Origin of the sequence: Aquimarina sp. U1-2 (genome assembly GCF_017897595.1) — a bacterium.
Taxonomy (GTDB): domain Bacteria; phylum Bacteroidota; class Bacteroidia; order Flavobacteriales; family Flavobacteriaceae; genus Aquimarina.
In genome coordinates this window covers 66,260-81,757 of sequence record NZ_JAGKIK010000001.1, presented here as the reverse complement: position 1 = coordinate 81,757, position 15,498 = coordinate 66,260, and the positions used below count along the sequence as shown (strand labels likewise).

The window sequence follows — 15,498 nt, the reverse complement described above, 5'->3', positions numbered from 1 at the left end:
GACTATTAATTTCAAATTCTGAATGTATTGTCTGTAAAAAATATGGCATTTACAAAGAAAAGCTTACCATTTTCCCAAAATGATCGAAACAAAGGATTATCGACCATGTATATAATACTTCCGTTACCCAATTTTGCCTCACCAAATACCAGGGAGTTAGTAAGATTAGATAACGCGTGGGTACCTGCAAACCCAGATACATTTTCTGGCTTTTTAATATATGCAATATTGTATCCGTTTTGTAATAATTTATAAGAATCACTCCCTAATTTTAGGCTAAAATAAACATCGTCATATCCAAATGCCATAGGGTGTGACGTATCTACTTTTGTTTTGAAAATACTGCCGGTTATTAGATCTTTTACTCGTTGACGTTCCCTTTGATCATAGGGCGTGATATTACCAATTGAGTCCTTTTTTGTTTCGACAGGTGTATTTTTTTTCAAATCAAAACCTTCTTTGTTATTAAACATACGAATGGCCTTGGCTATAGCAATGAGTCTACCACCCTGACGCACCCAGGCTTTTAACTTTTTAAATACGTTTTCATCGATTAAGGTGCTGTAATATCCATCGGGAATAATGAGAACATCGTAGGTGTTAAGATCTATATTTTTAAAGTATTCGGTATCAATAGAAGTAACAGGAAAGTGAAGTTGTTGTTCAAAAAAATGCCAAATCTCGCCATAACTTAAAGACGATACATATTGTCCTTTTAACACGGCGATACGTTGATTGTTGATTAATTTAACATCTGGAGAACCAAAATCTACTCCTTTTGAGGCAAAACTAGACGGCGCTGCATAAAGTTTACGCTGGTGTTGGTTAGCAATGTTAACAACAAGATCATGAAAGTCTTCATGTTTTCTATTATCACTTTTAGTAATAATTAGACTTCCTCTTTCAAAAGTATGCGTATCGTTAGTAAAATCTTTTTCGGTAAAACGTACTCTTATATTGTTTTTTAGTAATTCTGCCATAAAAGCGGCATCAGATAAACTATGCCATTTGGTAATATACCCCGCTCCCGAAATAGAAGTATTATTGCGTATCGTATGTTGTACGCTCTCTTGATTTACTGGTACAACAGATGTAGTTGCAATAGTTTCTAAACCATAGGCATGGGGGATGCTCCAGGCGGTAATATCATATGTTACAGGAGTGTTCAACTTGGTATTAGGTTCAAACAGTACTTTAACCATTTTTCCTTTGGGTTGATCTGTAGATACGACCAAAGCACCTTTTGAGTTCATACTTCCCGATTTGTTTTCTTTAAAATTAAATCCAGAAACTTTTGTGGTCTTTGCAAAGCCGTATGTTATTTCGTGTTTATCTAATAGTGTAGTGAGTGCCTTAATTTTATCTGTATGCCCTTTAAGTACGTAGCTTTTATACTTTAAATCAGAGGTGTCAAAGAATTTTTTAAACTCAGTGTTTAGTTTTACGGCATTTTTTGAAGCTATTTCTATTGTAGACAGTCCAGTAGTGGTATGATGCAATATGCGGTCTTTTAGGGTTAGTACATAACCTTCGTCAGTTTGTATGCCTAATCCTGCACGACCGTGTCCTGCTTGTTCATAAGTCATGCCGATAGCGCCCATAAAAGTTGGATACGTATCGCCATAACTGGGATAAAGTAAGTCAAAACGCTCTCGGGTAAAAAACAGCCACCCTTTGGCATCAAAATATTGTGCATGATTTTTACCTATTTGTGTTTGAAAATCTCTTTGCCATGGTGTAATGATTTCATGAAACGGTTCTGCAGCCGGTGCAAAATAATAAGGTTCATTAATACCTTGTTCATGAAAATCTACATGAATATGTGGCATCCATTGATTATATATTTTCAAACGTTGAGAAGTTTCTAACTGCGTAGCCCAAGCCCAATCCCGGTTTAAATCAAAAAGATAATGATTGGGTCTCCCGCCAGGCCATGGTTCATGATGTTCGGTGGCATTTTGGTCAATAACATAAGGTGTAGCGCTTACTTGATTGTACCAGTTTGCGTATCGGTCGCGCCCGTCTGGGTTAACACAAGGGTCTAGAATAACAATAGTATTTTGAAGCCAGTCTGATTTCTTTGTAATGAGTTCATAGATAGTTAGCATCGCCGCTTCGGTGCTCGAGGCTTCGTTACCATGAACGTTATAACTTAACCATACTATAGCTTTATTAGGAGCGGCGTTTCCTTCAACTATTCCTGTATTTTTTAGATGAGCTAATCTTATATTGTCGAGGTTTTTTAAGTTTTCTTCAGAAGAAATAATCGCATAGGTTAGTGGTCTACGTTCGTTTGTTTTTCCATAAACATGATAGGTTACTTTATTAGAATTAGCAGCGACATGTTCAAAATATTGAATAACATCGGCATGACGTGTAAATTGTTCACCTATGTTATATCCTAAAAATGCTGAAGGAGATTGTAAATCACTTTGCGCATACGATAATGAGATCGTTATGACAAAAAGTGTAATGAGTAATTTTTGCATGGATTGATCAAAATTTTAAAACTTGTAAAATACCGCGTTAAATTTAGGATATTATTGGTATTAACTAAAATTTAGGATTTACATTTACAATCTAATGTATATTTATCTTCTTTTAAAAAAGTAGTATATGCCTAGTGACTGTATTCCGTTTCGAGATACGAATTACTTTTCATCCCTTATTTGTAATTATTTAGATCAAACGTCTGATTTGCAACCTTTTTATCACCGTTTCCCGTCTATAGAAAATTTTAAAGATCAAATCAAAGAGAAACAATATACTTTTCCACCAAAACATAGAGAAGTGTTAGTAAAATCTCTACAACATCAATATCGAAACATCGGTTGTACCCAAGCAACCAAAGAAAATTTGAAATACTTAGAAGAGCAGACGACTTTTACAATAACAACAGGGCATCAATTAAATTTATTTACCGGACCACTTTATTTTTTATATAAAATTGTCTCAACAATTAATCTTGCCAAAATTTTAAAGGAAAAGTATCCTACTTTTAATTTTGTACCGGTATATTGGATGGCCACAGAGGATCACGATTTTGACGAAATCAATTATTTTCATTTATTCGGAAAAAAAATTCAGTGGAATCGCAAAGATGGTGGAGCAGTAGGTAATTTTAACACTCGCGGATTGGATGAAGTTTTTGATATCTTTTTTTCGGAAATCGGAATAGGAAAAAACGCTGAAGAATTGAAGAGATTATTTCATGAAGCGTATCTGCAACACCACTCATTAGCTGAAGCAACACGATACCTGGCGAATCAATTGTTTGGTGAATATGGTCTGGTTATTATTGATGGAGATGACCGCGAGTTAAAACGCCTGTTTATTCCGTATGTCGAAAAAGAACTCCTGAATCAGGTTTCATATACGAGTGTGCTACCAAAAGTGACAAAACTTGAGTCGCTTGGATATAAAGTACAGGTAAATCCCAGAGAAATCAACCTTTTTTATTTGGATGAAGGTATTCGAGAAAGAATCATAGCACAAGATGGGACGTATTTTGTCAACGAGACCAATATCTCTTGGAGCAAGAGTGAAATTATAAAACACTTGAATGAAGAGCCAGAACGATTTAGTCCCAATGTCATGATGCGCCCTTTGTATCAAGAGGTGATTTTACCCAATCTTTGTTATATTGGCGGCGGAGGAGAACTGGCTTATTGGCTAGAGTTAAAAGATTATTTTCAAAAAGTTGAAGTACCTTTTCCTATACTTTTACTTCGTAATTCGGTGCTGATCCAGACCCAAAAACAAGCTGAAAAACTAAACAAGCTCAATATCGCAAACACCGAATTATTCTTAAAACAACATGAATTAATTAACCGAAAAGTTCGACGTATTTCAGATATCGATATTAATTTTGATCCACAACGAAAGCATTTACAGGAGCAATTTCAGACTATGTATACATTAGCAGAGCAAACCGATATTACTTTTAAAAACGCTGTAAAAGCTCAAGAAGTTAAGCAGTTAAAGGGTTTAGACATATTAGAAAAACGTTTACTAAAAGCACAACGGCGCAAGTTAAGCGACCATGTGCAACGGTTAACAGCAATTCAAAATGAATTGTTTCCCAATCAAAGTTTACAGGAGCGCATCATCAACTTTTCAGAGATGTATCTGGAGTATGGAGAAAATCTGATCCCTACATTAATAGAACATCTCGACCCTCTTGTAGGAGAGTTCATCATTATCAAAAAATAAAGCAACCGTAATTGTAGTTGTCTACTTTAAATCTTATAATCAGTACATTACGTGTTAATAAATACGCAAAACAAAGGTTGTTTTATTATCAATGTTGCACTTTGATGAGTTGCAAATTTTCAGATTGATAAAACTGTGTTATTGAAATGTAAAACGAGCATATTTTGACTGTATTCTAGTTTAGAAGAGCTAGCTTTATATACAAATAGAATATGTCAAATCTTTACATGTAAGTAGTATGAGTACAATAGCAATACCTAATAACAACGAAAAAACCAAAATGTCTTTTGATTCTAAAAATTTCAATCAAAATAAAGAAAAGACTTCTTTATTTAAGGTGTTTGATGTATCATTATCTGAAGCGACTTTGGAATTTTCAAAAGAAATGCGAGCGTATACCATACAGTGTTTTAATACGTATTCTTAAATTGATTAGTTCAGTGTTTCGAAATTGTGTTATTAGAATTCGTTAGTTCTTTATTGTTAGCGAGATGTTGGCAAAGGGGAACTTAAACCAATTCATAATATAAAATCAGGGAACTAAAAAAGAACCTTTCCATTCGTCGTTTTCTTTTTCATACAGTACTCTGATGTGTGTTGGTCTTTTTAAGCGTAAGTATTCAATTTTATCTGGTATCAATTTGATGGCAGTTAGAAAGTGTTTTTCTTCAAGGTAATCAATCTGCTCGGGATTATTTATTTCCTTCCCTGGAGCAAGTTTGGTGGTGTAGTCTTTTCTAGATTTTATAGGAATGTGTTCCCATATACGTTTTAATGTGATATCATCTGTAATTAGTTTTGCTTTGGCTCTTATAGAGAGTTGGATCAATTTTTCTGAGTCAAAAAATAGAAGACTTACTGTATTATGCTCGTTGATATGAGTGATTTTTTTTGACCTCTTGTCTGTATACACCATTAGGTTTAGGTGTTCATCTATTTCCCGAAGCACAACAGTTCTTAGTCTGGGCGTACCATTAATACTCGAAGTTCCCAATGTAAAATACCGAAATGGATGGCTGTTCGTGATAGTTGCATTTTTCAGATCTTTTAGTACTGTAGAGAATATAATTTCGGTCATAATACGCATGGTGTGAGTATGTTTAGCATCGATAATGCTTTAGAACTTTATCATGAGACTTTCAAATGCACCACAAAACAATGCTCTGTGCAAGATGTCGCATTAGAAATGTTTTCTTAATTTTTGCATATCATGGCTACGGTTACAGTAAAAAAACATAGCAAAGCGAATGTGTTTGAAACAGTTGAAAGGCGTGATAAATTTTCTAATACAAAACCAAGTTTTATAAAGATACTCAATTTTAAGTATTTTTTTATGTTTTTCGGTTTGAAAAACTACTTTGGTTACCATGGTACGGAAGGTTAAACCCGGTTTATGTATTAGAATTTCGTCATGAGGGTTGAAAATGTCATAAAACCAAGTGTTTTCTAAGTTTCAGCATACCGCTACGGTGACACTTAAAAATATAACGTAGTGCTTGGTTTTGCAGCAGTTTCAAGCCGCAATAGATTTTCTCATATATAAAGCGGGTTAAAAAAGTCCAGCACTTCCAGAACTAATAAAAAATATACTTTAAGAGCTACACATCTGAAGCATTTTTTTAAGCCTGTTCTTTAGCTTACGTTACCCTCTATTTTATTTAACAGGTTTTTGATTTTGAAACGATGGTGATTTCAAGATAAACCATAGGCTAGTACGCTCTTGATGATCCCATTTAAAAAATATCTCATTTTGAATTTCAGGGTTATTAATTTAATTTTATTTTTGTCTATGCAAAACAATAAGGTACTTATACTGGACTTCGGTTCGCAGGTTACACAACTCATTGGGCGTAGGGTTAGAGAGCTCAATATTTATTCTGAAATTCATCCGTACAACAAACCACCAAAGGATATTGATAGTTATCAGGCTGTAATATTATCCGGTAGCCCATTATCTGTTAGGGGTAATAATGCTGCGCATCCAGATCTTTCTGAAATACGAGGTAAAAAACCTTTATTAGGCATCTGCTACGGGGCACAGTACTTGGCTCATTTTGGAGGCGGAGAAGTTGCAGCATCAAATACCAGAGAATATGGTCGTGCTAATTTATCTTACATTACTGATAATGAATTGTTTAAAAATATTTCGAAGGGATCTCAGGTTTGGATGAGTCATAGTGATACTATTAAAAAATTACCTACCCAAGGGGAACTTTTAGCAAGCACTCATGATGTAAAAAATGCAGCCTTCAAAATTAAAAATGAGACAACGTATGCTATTCAGTTTCATCCAGAGGTATACCATTCTGTAGATGGCGCTCAACTTTTGAAAAATTTTTTAGTCAATATTGCAGGTGTCGCTCAGGATTGGACTCCTGATTCTTTTGTAGAGGAAACGGTACATAATTTAAAAGGCCAATTAGGTAGCGATAAAGTAGTACTTGGGCTTTCTGGCGGAGTAGATTCTTCGGTAGCAGCTATGTTATTGCATAAAGCTATTGGTAAAAACCTGTATTGTATTTTTGTTAATAATGGATTACTGCGTAAGAATGAGTTTACTCAGGTATTGGCTCAGTATAATGATATGGGATTGAATGTTAAAGGAGTAGACGCTTCGGCACGTTTTTTGGAAGCCTTAGCCGGAGAAAGTGATCCCGAAAAAAAGCGTAAAGCTATAGGTCGTGTGTTTATAGAGGTTTTTGATGATGAGGCGAACGCTCTAGAAAATGTAACGTGGTTGGCACAAGGTACTATATACCCTGATGTTATCGAAAGTGTTTCGGTAAGTGGTGGTCCTAGTGCAACCATAAAGAGTCATCATAATGTAGGCGGTCTACCTGATTTTATGAAATTAAAGATTGTAGAACCTTTAAAAATGCTATTTAAAGATGAGGTACGCAGAGTAGGAGCATCAATGGGAATGAGTAAGGAATTACTAGGAAGACATCCTTTTCCCGGACCTGGATTGGCCATTAGGATATTAGGAGATATAACGCCGGAAAAAGTAGCTATATTACAAGAGGTAGATGCTATTTTTATCGACGGATTAAAAGAAAATGGTTTGTACGATAAAGTCTGGCAGGCAGGAGCCATATTGCTCCCTGTACAAAGTGTTGGGGTAATGGGTGACGAGCGAACCTATGAAAATTGTATAGCATTGCGCGCAGTAGAAAGTACCGATGGGATGACGGCAGACTGGGTAAATTTACCTTATGAGTTTTTACAAAAAACATCGAATACTATAATAAACCGTGTAAAAGGCGTTAATAGAGTAGTATATGATATAAGCTCGAAGCCCCCTGCTACAATAGAGTGGGAATAGTATGGGTTTATTAACTTATCAGAGTTGGGGAATTAAACTTAAATAGATGAAACGAATAGTAGTAAAATTTTTAATGTAAGAGCGTAGCTGTTACCTATGTTCTCAATTTTTTTAATTATTTCGTTTTCAAGAAATCAAAAACATGTAAACGTATGAAAAAGTCTTTATTGTTTTTACTATTGTTGATCTTTGGTCATATAGCGACAGCCCAGCAATATAAAAGTCATACGGTGGTTAAAGGAGAAAATGTATATCGTATAGCCAAGCGTTATAATACAACACCAGAAGCTATTTATAAAATTAACCCTACTGCCAAAGACGGAATCAAAGAAGGGCAGATTCTTGCTATTCCGGTGACAGATGACCAAGAGTATAAAACACATATAGTTGAAAAGGGTGATACAGTATTTAGTCTTTCAAAAAAATATAATGTGTCACAAGAAGCCATATATATTCTTAATCCAGAAGCTATTAGAGGTATCAATGTAGGACAAATTCTAAGAGTAGGTAAGGTCGAAAAAAAAGATACAAAACCGATTGATGGGACTGATGAGAACGGTAAGAATTCAGTGCTGGATAGCCTCAAAATTGTTGAAGAAGGACCTAAAATAGTTAGGTATATTACCCATAAGGTGAAACGAAAGGAAACTTTATACGGTATCGCAAAAAAGTATAACGTTACTGTCGAAGATATCAAAAGACAGAATAAGCGATTGTACGCAGAGCAAATTAGGAAAAAGGACAAAATTAGAATACCGGTTTTCGATACATCGTATGTGCCTACTGTTCCTGTAGGTGTTGATAGTGTAAGTAGTAGAATCACGACCACTACAAAATATAGAATTCGACCTAAAGAAACAAAATTTGGGATTGCAAGGCGTCACGGGATTACCATTTCCCAACTAGAGCAACTTAATCCCGGCATGAATCCTGATTTTCCTATCGGGATGGAAATTACAGTGCCTACCACAATTTTTGTGTCTTTAAAAGATTCAATACAACCGGGTTTCGAACTTTATAAAGTGAAACCAAAAGAAACTATTTTTAGTATCTTAAAACGTACCGGGATTTCATCAGATTCGCTATTACATATGAACCCGTATTTAAGAGAAGGGCTAAAAGCGGGTATGGTAATTACAATACCAAAAGATACTATAGCGGTAGAAGTTGAAGAAGGGCAGTATCTGGATTTATCGAGTAAGTTATACAATTTCAAGCCGAAGAAGATAGCAGTTATGTTACCGTTTAGTCTCGATACTCTTAATTTTGAAGCTATCCAAACGACTGAAGAATATCTCAAGAAAAAACAAAGTCTTAGAATTGCCTTAGATTTATACAGCGGGATCTTAATTGCAGTTGATTCTGCAAAGACCAAAGGAATACCTACAGAACTTAATGTATACGACACAGAAAAGAATAACAACAAAAAACATATAGAAAAGTTACTAAGTGAGCATAGTTTTGATAGTACTGATGCCGTTATCGGACCTTTATACCAGAAAAATTTAGAGATCGTGGCCTCAAGACTCAAACAGCACAATACCCCTGTATTTTCTCCTGCATCAAGAAAAGAATCTGGTATTTATGATAATTTTTTTCAAACTAGACCTACAGATGTTATGCTTCAAGATAAGATTATTGCGTTTATCGAGAAAGATTCTACAGATAAAAATATAGTTCTTATCATACAGCAAGGTAAAAAATATGAGAAAGTAAAAGAGAAACTTATGTCTAAGTTTCCCAAAGCAAAAGTTGCCAGAATTGAAGAAGGTAATTATTTGTATGAAGTTCACCTTAATAAAGTATTGGTAGAAAATAAGCCAAACTGGATTATTTTAGAATCAGATGATGTAGCGATGCTTAGTAATGTCATTCCTTTATTAAACGCTAAAACTGATAGCCATCAAATTACATTATTTACTTCTGACAAGAATAGTGCTTACGATAATGATAGTGTTAAAAATGAGAATTTATCAAAATTACATTTACATTACCCATCAGGCTATAAAGAGTTTGATGAAAAAGAAGAAGATACTGGTAAAAGTGTAACTCCATTTGTAAAGCGGTATAAAAAAGAATACGGTATCGAACCAAACAATTGGGCTGTTAGGGGCTTTGATATTGCCTATGATATATTATTGCGATTAGGAGCAGCAGATGATCTTTACAGAGGGGTCTCTTTTAATGGTACTACAGAATATGTTGAAACCAAATTCAATTATGAAAAAAAACCGTTAGGGGGGTATTATAATGATGCCACGTATATCATCAAATTCGACGACGATTTAAAACTTTCTATAGTCGAATAATCTTTATGATAGGTATGCTTAACCGTATCTTAGTATACAAGTAGTATCATACGAATTTACTTAGATGTTAATAAAATCATGTATTCTATTAGAATTAAAAGAGATTTTTCTATATATTTGAAAATGTTAAGATTAACATTTTTTTAGATTAATTTTATGAAAAGTTTTCTCTTGGCACCATAATTGATTATACAGGATTATTAGGAATACATGAAAAAATAATTCGTATTGATTTCTAAATTATGTATATTTAGAATGAAATAAAATCTATTCAAAAGCATCATCAATATATTGCCCCATATTGTATCCGCAATGCTTTAAAATAGAGAAAATATAACTTTGGGTTGGGCATAATTGTTACAATTATGAGTAAATACTTTACTATTGTTTTATTTTTATTTACTACCAATAATAATGGTTTCGTCGGAAAATTCTCGTATACAGAAAGAAGTAAATTAGCCTGGTCAGATTTTAGAGGGAGACCCGAAATGTCTAGCACTTTTGACGCTAGTGTTAACACAGGTATTACTTACCAATGGGCTTACGGAAAAGATAAAGGAGATATAGAATTGAATTATCAGGTAGATAGTTTTTGTTATCCCTCATTATCTTGGGTAAAACGAGGACAAATGTCTGATCACCTTTTGATGCACGAACAACTACATTTTGATATTTCCGAGCTTCATGCGCGTATTATGAGGAAAAGATTGAAAGAATATAAAGCGGGTCAAAACATAAGAAGAGATTTAAATAAGATGTATAAGTTGGTAGAAAGAATGCGAATTAATATGCAGGAGAGATATGATGAGGAAACAGACCACTCTAGAAACAAAGTTAATCAGGAAAAGTGGGAAAGAAAGATAAAGACACTTATGTGGTATTATCGAGATTATATTAAATAATAAATTAATTGTCCGTTATTATACCTAAAATTTAACTGAGAAGTCATCCTGAATTCATTTCAGGATCTCATGAAGTTTATTTTCAGTACATTGAGATGAGAAGCTGAAACAAGCCTGTGCTGAACTCGTTTCAGTATTCAGCTTGACGCAAACCGTTTAGGTTAAATTACGAATATTCGTAAATAATAAAATTGGAATAGTTTTTTCAATTTTAACCTGACTAGAATCATCTGTAGATAGCCTTTCCTTATACTATGAATCTTCAACCTCAAAAAGATTTCCTCATTACATTATCTCATACAAAAATGCCTTTTGGTAAATATAAAGGAAACTATCTTATTGATCTTCCTGAATATTATATAGTGTGGTATGCAAACAAAGGTTTTCCTAAAGGTCTTTTAGGACAACAAATGCAAACAGTATACGAATTAAAAACTAATGGCTTAGAGCATTTAGTTCGAAATATTAAGAATTTCTAGTTTCTACGATGAATTTTCTGAATTAATACCAAATCTACTATAAAATGGCACAAAAGATGCGAAGTTGCTTTTCTATCCTTCGAAGCAGTAAAATTATTGCATAGCCCTACCTACAGAATTATTTTTAAATGAAGTAGGAGGCTAAATGCACAAGGAGATTTGTGTTATTTTATAGTAAATTTGGTTTAAGATACAGATTCCTGAATTTTAGAAAATAAATCTACATCTACTTGGTTTTTTGTCAAATCATCAAAATCTTCGCGTTCACGTATTAAGTATGCTTTACCTTCATGCCATAATACTTCAGCAGGACGATAGCGCGAATTATAATTACTAGCCATAGAAAAACAATACGCACCGGCATTTTTAAACGCGATGATATCACCTTCAGTAATTTCTGAAATTCTTCTATTGGTAGCAAATGTATCGGTTTCGCATATATATCCTACGATAGAGTAAAAACGTTCTCTTCCTTTTGGATTAGAAACATTTACAATTTCATGATAAGAACCATAAAACATAGGTCTGATAAGATGATTTAGCCCACTATCGATTCCTGCAAAAACAGTAGAAGTTGTTTGTTTAACCACATTTACTTTTGCCAAAAAATAACCGGCTTCACTAACCAGAAATTTACCGGGCTCAAAACCTAATGTAAGTTCTTTCCCATATTCTTTGCAAAATTCATTAAAACGCTTTGTTAATTTCTCACCGAACTCTTCGATATTCGTTTCAATATCCCCGTCTTTATAGGGAACTTTAAATCCGCTACCAAAATCTATAAAATCGAGGTTGGTAAAGTGTTTCGCAGTATCAAATAAAATTTCACTTGCATATAAAAAAACTTCAATATCCAAAATATCACTACCGGTATGCATGTGAATACCATTAATAGTCATATTCGTGTTTTCGACTATTCTTAAAATATGTGGAATTTGATGAATGGAAATACCAAATTTACTATCAATATGACCTACAGATATTTTGCTATTACCACCGGCCAGTACATGAGGATTGATTCGAATACATACTGGCGTATTAGGGTATTTTGTACCAAATTGTTCTAAAATTGATAAATTATCAATATTTATCTGTACCCCCATTGCAGCAACTTCTTCAATTTCTTCTAGAGAAACACCATTAGGAGTGAAAATAATATCTTCAGGTTGTACACCTGCCAATAATCCGAGTTTTACCTCTTGTATAGAGACGGTATCAAGCCCTGCGCCTAACGAATTTATTAATTTTAAAATAGCAATATTCGATAGTGCCTTTACTGCATAATTTAGCTTTACATGTTTGACCTTTTTAAAAGCATTAAACAGGCGATTATATTGTGAAATAATTTTGGAAGAATCATAGACATAAACAGGGCTTCCAAACGCTCTTGCTATTGCTAATAAATTATCATTTTTCATTGTACTACTAATTTAAGCCTACGAAATTATCAATAAAATTATAGATATAATTAGGTTTGGAAGAAAAATTGTTTAAAGACCATCAATTTTGTGATATTTAACTTGTGTTTAAGGATGGTACTACTGGTAAATTACTACTTTTAGTAAAAAAATATGCTTCCGTTATTTCCTTTGCAAGCGGTGGTTTACCCCGGTGAACGCTTGCCATTACATATCTTTGAAGAGCGATATCAACAACTTATTCATGATTGCGAAGAAGAGCAAATAACCTTTGGTGTACCTACCTTTATTAATAAGACTCTAGATTACGGTACTGAGGTAAAGTTGCAGAAGGTTTCAAAAAGATACCCTAACGGTGAGAGTGACGTGATCTGTACAGGGCAAAGAATCTTTAGAGTTAAAAGCTTTGAAGAGCAATTGCCAGGAAAACTCTATGCAGGTGGTCGTGTAGAATTTCTTGATGATAATACAGGAAGTGCTGAAGATTTGCAGGAAGAGTTGTTAAAGAATATGGCAATCTTGTATGTAGAGCTCACCATAGATAATCCTCCTGTTTTTGATATTCCTTTTATTAGTTATCAGGTAGCGCATAAAGTAGGTTTAGCGCTACATCAGGAATATCATTTACTTACATTGCGCAGCGAGTTGGAACGGTTGAATTATTTGATTGGACATTTAAAAGTTACCATTCCGGTGGTAAGAGAAATGAATAGAGCAAAAAAAGTTATTAAAATGAACGGACACTTTAAAAACTTTGATCCGTTGGATTTCAAAGACTTTAAATTGTAAAAAGTGCCATGGTTTTTTAGGGTAAAAGATTGGCACAGTAATTTCACTTTTCCTATTTTTGAAACTCCTATAAATAAAGGTTAAAAAATAACAATATGAACTTACACGAATATCAGGGTAAAGAGATATTAAGCAGTTTTGGGGTACGAATTCAGCGGGGTATAGTAGCACAAAATGCACACGAAGCTGTTGCAGCAGCGAAACAACTAACGGCTGAGACGGGTACGGGTTGGCACGTAATTAAAGCTCAGGTACATGCAGGAGGTCGAGGAAAAGGAGGAGGCGTAAAATTGGCCAAAAACCTAGATGAGGTATCTACGATTTCAGAACAAATTATAGGAATGAATCTTGTCACACCTCAAACCTCGGCAGCGGGTAAAAAGGTACATCAGGTATTAGTCGCAGAAGATGTTTATTATCCGGGTGATAGCGAGCCTGATGAATTTTATATGTCAGTATTATTAAATCGAACATCGGGTCGAAATATGATCATGTATTCTACGGAAGGTGGAATGGATATCGAAACCGTAGCCGAAGAAACACCTCATTTAATCTTTACTGAAGAAATTGACCCTGCTGTGGGAATTTTACCATTTCAGGCACGACGTGTAGCATTTAACCTTGGATTGAGCGGTGGTGCTTTCAAAGAAATGACAAAATTTGTAACCGCATTGTATACTGCGTACGTAAAATCGGATGCTTCACTATTTGAAATAAATCCAGTGCTAAAAACAAGCGACGATAAAATAATGGCTGTTGATGCCAAGGTGACCTTAGACGATAATGCCTTATATCGACATAAAAATTATGTCGATATGAGAGATATTCGCGAGGAGAACCCTATCGAAGTCGAAGCCAAAGAAGTAGGTCTAAATTATGTAGATCTAGACGGTAACGTAGGCTGTATGGTAAATGGAGCTGGTCTTGCCATGGCTACTATGGATTTGATCAAACAGGCAGGTGGAGAACCGGCAAACTTTTTAGATGTAGGAGGAACAGCAGATGCGAAACGTGTAGAAACCGCTTTTAGAATAATTCTCAAGGATCCTAACGTAAAAGCTATTTTGATCAATATCTTTGGTGGTATTGTACGTTGTGATCGAGTAGCACAAGGAGTAGTAGATGCATATAAAAATATGGGAGACGCTATAAATATTCCTATTATAGTGCGTCTTCAAGGAACAAATGCCGATATCGCCAAAGAGCTTATAGATACTAGCGGTTTGGATGTCCAAAGTGCTGTAGAATTTCAAGAGGCAGCAGATAAAGTACAGGCTGTATTAGCGTAATACTAGGTGCTATCAAAAAGCAACTTTGATTACTAGGTTGCTTTTTATAGTATCATTTATCCTGTTATGATTTTTCTTTTTTTTCTGGCATCGGGCCTCTTAAATAAATGACTAATCCGTTTAGAAAATTGCGTAATATTTGATCACCGCACTCCATATATTTCGGGTGGTTTTCATTTCTAAAAAATGCACCTAATTCACTTTTGGTTACCTTAAAATCAACTAAGGCACATATGTTTACGATATCGTCATCCCTTAGTTTGTGCGCAACTCTTAATTTCTTAAAAATATCATTATTTGTTAAACCCATACTACAAAGGTAAGTTTTGTTTTATACAAAATGATCGATTCAAATTAATTTTTTAGAGGTCAGTAGACAAATACATAAGGGTTTTGATTATAAAACATTCTTTTTTCAGTAATTTAAAATCTTACCACAAGTTCGTTCGAGCGAAGTCGAGAACTTTTCGTTTTCGTAAAATAAGTTTCGACTGAGCCTGTCCTGAGCTCTAATGAAGGGCTCAACTAGACAGTAGTATTATAACCCGAATTTGATTATTATTTTATTGAATAGTATTCGTTTACTTTCGCCCGTCTGGTCCAGTGTAGTCAAGACCTGGTTAATGAATCTAAAAATAATCTTTCGACTTCTCATTGGATGATTGAACAAGTTAAATTAACAACCAAACTCAGGTTAGTAGTATGAGTCATTACGTAGTTATTTGATGTTATACTTCTAATTTGACAGCGTGAAATTAGATTTAGTGACAAAAAGTCA

The 15,498-nt window shown here is 34.3% G+C and carries 12 protein-coding genes; 8 read left to right on the top strand and 4 right to left on the bottom strand.

The window, feature by feature from the left end; translation table 11 throughout:
- Window positions 1-11: 11 nt before the first annotated feature.
- Complete coding sequence (locus tag J8281_RS00335; RefSeq protein ID WP_210195598.1) at window positions 12-2,489, bottom strand: M14 family metallopeptidase; 2,478 nt, start codon at window positions 2,487-2,489, stop codon at window positions 12-14.
- Window positions 2,490-2,616: 127 nt separating this feature from the next.
- On the opposite strand from J8281_RS00335, the gene bshC reads away from it, so the two are divergent.
- Both bshC and J8281_RS00325 read left to right on the top strand, forming a co-directional pair.
- Window positions 2,617-4,212 carry a bacillithiol biosynthesis cysteine-adding enzyme BshC gene (bshC, locus tag J8281_RS00330; RefSeq protein ID WP_210195597.1) on the top strand — a complete coding sequence of 532 codons (1,596 nt, stop codon included), beginning with the start codon at window positions 2,617-2,619 and terminating at the stop codon, window positions 4,210-4,212.
- A gap of 238 nt (window positions 4,213-4,450) precedes the next feature.
- A complete protein-coding gene (locus tag J8281_RS00325; RefSeq protein ID WP_210195596.1) occupies window positions 4,451-4,639 on the top strand; it encodes a hypothetical protein in 189 nt (62 codons plus the stop codon).
- A gap of 105 nt (window positions 4,640-4,744) precedes the next feature.
- On the opposite strand, the gene J8281_RS00320 is transcribed toward J8281_RS00325, so the two are convergent.
- Entirely contained in the window at window positions 4,745-5,290 is a 546-nt protein-coding gene (locus J8281_RS00320; protein ID WP_210195595.1) for a pyridoxamine 5'-phosphate oxidase family protein, read from the bottom strand.
- Between the two features lie 711 nt (window positions 5,291-6,001).
- Here J8281_RS00320 and guaA point away from each other — a divergent pair.
- The 4 genes from guaA to J8281_RS00300 all read left to right on the top strand — a co-directional run bounded on the left by guaA (window position 6,002) and on the right by J8281_RS00300 (window position 11,224).
- A complete protein-coding gene (gene guaA, locus J8281_RS00315; protein WP_210195594.1) occupies window positions 6,002-7,534 on the top strand; it encodes a glutamine-hydrolyzing GMP synthase in 1,533 nt (510 codons plus the stop codon).
- Window positions 7,535-7,686: 152 nt separating this feature from the next.
- Window positions 7,687-9,843 (top strand): LysM peptidoglycan-binding domain-containing protein, encoded by a 2,157-nt coding sequence (locus J8281_RS00310; RefSeq protein WP_210195593.1) that lies wholly within the window; start codon window positions 7,687-7,689, stop codon window positions 9,841-9,843.
- Between the two features lie 365 nt (window positions 9,844-10,208).
- Window positions 10,209-10,745, top strand: a complete 537-nt coding sequence (locus J8281_RS00305) for a DUF922 domain-containing protein (RefSeq protein WP_210195592.1) — start codon at window positions 10,209-10,211, stop codon at window positions 10,743-10,745.
- A gap of 254 nt (window positions 10,746-10,999) precedes the next feature.
- A complete protein-coding gene (locus J8281_RS00300) occupies window positions 11,000-11,224 on the top strand; it encodes a DUF3820 family protein (RefSeq protein ID WP_210195591.1) in 225 nt (74 codons plus the stop codon).
- A gap of 185 nt (window positions 11,225-11,409) precedes the next feature.
- Here J8281_RS00300 and lysA read toward each other — a convergent pair whose 3' ends face one another.
- The gene (lysA, locus tag J8281_RS00295) at window positions 11,410-12,642 is read right to left on the bottom strand and encodes a diaminopimelate decarboxylase (protein ID WP_210195590.1); all 1,233 of its coding nucleotides are present in this window, start codon (window positions 12,640-12,642) and stop codon (window positions 11,410-11,412) included.
- 153 nt (window positions 12,643-12,795) lie between these two features.
- Here lysA and J8281_RS00290 point away from each other — a divergent pair, with 153 nt between their 5' ends.
- The gene (locus J8281_RS00290) at window positions 12,796-13,431 is read left to right on the top strand and encodes an LON peptidase substrate-binding domain-containing protein (protein ID WP_210195589.1); all 636 of its coding nucleotides are present in this window, start codon (window positions 12,796-12,798) and stop codon (window positions 13,429-13,431) included.
- A 95-nt stretch (window positions 13,432-13,526) separates the two neighbouring features.
- A complete protein-coding gene (sucC, locus tag J8281_RS00285) occupies window positions 13,527-14,720 on the top strand; it encodes an ADP-forming succinate--CoA ligase subunit beta (protein ID WP_210195588.1) in 1,194 nt (397 codons plus the stop codon).
- Window positions 14,721-14,784: 64 nt separating this feature from the next.
- Here sucC and J8281_RS00280 read toward each other — a convergent pair whose 3' ends face one another.
- Window positions 14,785-15,030: a DUF1456 family protein gene (locus J8281_RS00280; RefSeq protein WP_210195587.1), complete on the bottom strand. Its 246-nt coding sequence runs from the start codon at window positions 15,028-15,030 to the stop codon at window positions 14,785-14,787.
- Between the last annotated feature and the right edge of the window lie 468 nt (window positions 15,031-15,498).

Bases quoted from the DNA above. Each gene is read 5' to 3' on its own strand.
- J8281_RS00335 (WP_210195598.1), bottom strand. From the start codon at position 2,489: ATGCAAAAATTACTCATTACACTTTTTGTCATAACGATCTCATTATCG.
- bshC (WP_210195597.1), top strand. From the start codon at position 2,617: ATGCCTAGTGACTGTATTCCGTTTCGAGATACGAATTACTTTTCATCC.
- J8281_RS00325 (WP_210195596.1), top strand. From the start codon at position 4,451: ATGAGTACAATAGCAATACCTAATAACAACGAAAAAACCAAAATGTCT.
- J8281_RS00320 (WP_210195595.1), bottom strand. From the start codon at position 5,290: ATGACCGAAATTATATTCTCTACAGTACTAAAAGATCTGAAAAATGCA.
- guaA (WP_210195594.1), top strand. From the start codon at position 6,002: ATGCAAAACAATAAGGTACTTATACTGGACTTCGGTTCGCAGGTTACA.
- J8281_RS00310 (WP_210195593.1), top strand. From the start codon at position 7,687: ATGAAAAAGTCTTTATTGTTTTTACTATTGTTGATCTTTGGTCATATA.
- J8281_RS00305 (WP_210195592.1), top strand. From the start codon at position 10,209: ATGAGTAAATACTTTACTATTGTTTTATTTTTATTTACTACCAATAAT.
- J8281_RS00300 (WP_210195591.1), top strand. From the start codon at position 11,000: ATGAATCTTCAACCTCAAAAAGATTTCCTCATTACATTATCTCATACA.
- lysA (WP_210195590.1), bottom strand. From the start codon at position 12,642: ATGAAAAATGATAATTTATTAGCAATAGCAAGAGCGTTTGGAAGCCCT.
- J8281_RS00290 (WP_210195589.1), top strand. From the start codon at position 12,796: ATGCTTCCGTTATTTCCTTTGCAAGCGGTGGTTTACCCCGGTGAACGC.
- sucC (WP_210195588.1), top strand. From the start codon at position 13,527: ATGAACTTACACGAATATCAGGGTAAAGAGATATTAAGCAGTTTTGGG.
- J8281_RS00280 (WP_210195587.1), bottom strand. From the start codon at position 15,030: ATGGGTTTAACAAATAATGATATTTTTAAGAAATTAAGAGTTGCGCAC.